Source organism: Komagataeibacter kakiaceti JCM 25156, assembly GCF_000613305.1.
Genome location: NZ_BAIO01000378.1, coordinates 1 through 2,320 on the forward strand (window position 1 = coordinate 1; position 2,320 = coordinate 2,320).

The window sequence follows — 2,320 nt, forward strand, 5'->3', positions numbered from 1 at the left end:
ATGCCCAGCATGTTCCGGCGTGTTGTCAGCAGCCGCCCCCGCGGCCCTGAAACTGTCATAAGCTGTGATCCCCCTGATAATCCATGCCGCACCCCGTTGCGGCAATATGACGTGTCGGTCCCGTGCGGATGCTCCTGCTACTTCGTGTTGGGTTCGTTATGGTAGTAAACGTTACGCGACAGGGACATGCAAGGCCACACTCATGCGCCATGGCCCGGCATGGAGGTGTTATTCATGCCGCGCGGTTATGGGTGGCATGCCCGCCAGGGTGCGCCAGCCGCCTTCATCCATGGTGGTCACGCCCAGTTCGGCCGCCTTGCGGGCCTTGGAACCGGCTTTTTCACCCAGCACCACGATGTCCGTCTTTTTCGATACGCTGTCGGACACCCGCGCGCCCAGCCGTTCGGCCACGGCGCGGGCTTCGGGGCGGGTCATGGTGGTGAGCGTGCCGGTAAAGACGATGGTCTTGCCCGACAGCGCGCCCCCGGCCTCCATTTCCTCATCCGTGACCTGTGTCAGCACGGTGTCGAGGTCATCCAGCGTCGCGCGGTTGTGTTCCTCGGCAAAGAAGGTCACCAGTTCATCGGCGATGGCGGAGCCGATGCCGGTGATCGAGCCGAGTTCCAGCCTCTCGTCCGAGCCGATGATGGCGGCCTTCTCCATCTGCTGGCGCCAGTTGGCCAGGGATCCGTAATGCCGGGCCAGAAGGCGGGCGTTGTTGATGCCGATGCGGCGGATGCCCAGCGCGTAGATCAGCCGTGACAGTTCGATCGTCCGTCGCGCCTCGATGGCGGTGACCAGATTGTGGGCCGAGAGCTTGCCCCAGCCATCCCGTCCGGCGATTTCGGCTTCATGCAGGTGAAGGCGGAAAATATCGGCGGGCGTGCGCAGCCAGCCCAGTTCATGGAATTCCACGATCGTGCGGTCGCCCAGCCCGTCGATGTCGAACGCATCGCGCGAGACGAAATGGATCAGCCGCTCCACCACCTGCGCGGGGCAGGTCAGCCCGCCGGAACAGCGCCACACCACCTCGCCCTCCGGGCGTTCGGCATGCGCCCCGCATATGGGGCAGACATGCGCGAAAACATAGGCGGGGCGTTCCGCATCGCGCGGCAGCACCACGCCCGTCACCTGCGGGATCACGTCGCCCGCGCGCTGGACATGGACGAGATCACCCTCGCGGATGTCCTTGCGCGAGATCTCGTCCTCATTATGCAGGCTGGCGCGGGTTACGATCACGCCGCCCACATTGACGGCCTGCAAGAAGGCCACCGGCGTCAGCGCCCCGGTGCGGCCGACCTGGATCTCGATTTTTTCAAGCCGGGTAATGGCCTGTTCGGCAGGGAATTTCCACGCCACGGCCCAGCGTGGCGCGCGCCCCGCGAAGCCGAGACGTTCCTGTAGGGCGCGGTCGTCCAGCTTGTACACCACACCGTCAATATCATAATCCAGCGCCGAGCGTTCGCGTGCGATCCGCGCCATGAAGGCTTCGGCATCGGCCGCGTTGCCCACCCGCAGGCTCAGCGGATTGACGCGGAAGCCCCATGCCTCAAGCTGTTTGAGATAGTCATGATGGGTCGCCGCCAGCGGCGCGGCGCAAAAACCGGCGGCATAGGCGAACAGGGAAAGCGGGCGTTTTGCCGTAATGGCCGGATCAAGCTGGCGCAGGGAGCCGGCGGCGGCGTTGCGCGGGTTGGCGAAGGGCTTTTCCCCCGCGCGTTCCTGCGCTGCGTTCAGTTCCAGAAACGCCTGTTTGGACAGGAAGACCTCGCCACGTATTTCAATCACATCGGGGTAGGGGGCGGGCAGGTGATCGGGAATGTCGCGCATGGTGCGCAGGTTGGCGGTCACGTCCTCGCCTTCCGTGCCGTCACCGCGCGTGGTGCCGCGAATGAACCGGCCATGTTCATAGGTCAGGCTGATGGACAGGCCGTCGATCTTGGGTTCCGCGACAAAGGCCAGTTCATGCGCCTGCGCTTCCGTCAGGCCCAGAAAGCGGGCGATGCGGTTGATGAAGGCATCGAATTCCTCCCGCCCGAACACATTGTCGAGCGAGAGCATCGGCACCATGTGCCGGTGGCGGCGGAACGGGCCGGAAGCGGGCGCGCCAACATCCAGCGCCGGGCTGTCGGCGCGGCGCTGGGTGGGAAAGCGCTCCTCCAGCCGGGTATTGAGCGCGCGCAGCCGGTCATATGTCGCATCATCGACAAGCGGCGCATCCTCCTGATGATAGGCCGCATCCAGTTGGCGCAGCAGCCGGGCAAGCTGTTCCAGCATGCGGGCGGCCTGTGCTTCATCGGCTTCCCCGGCTGTCTGCCCG

General features: G+C 65.1%; 1 protein-coding gene. It reads right to left on the reverse strand.

All coding sequences use genetic code 11. From position 1 onward, the window contains the following. Nucleotides 1-228 precede the first annotated feature (228 nt). The coding region (gene ligA / locus JCM25156_RS14030; protein ID WP_025813582.1) for an NAD-dependent DNA ligase LigA at nt 229-2,320 on the reverse strand (2,092 nt) is incomplete at its 5' end.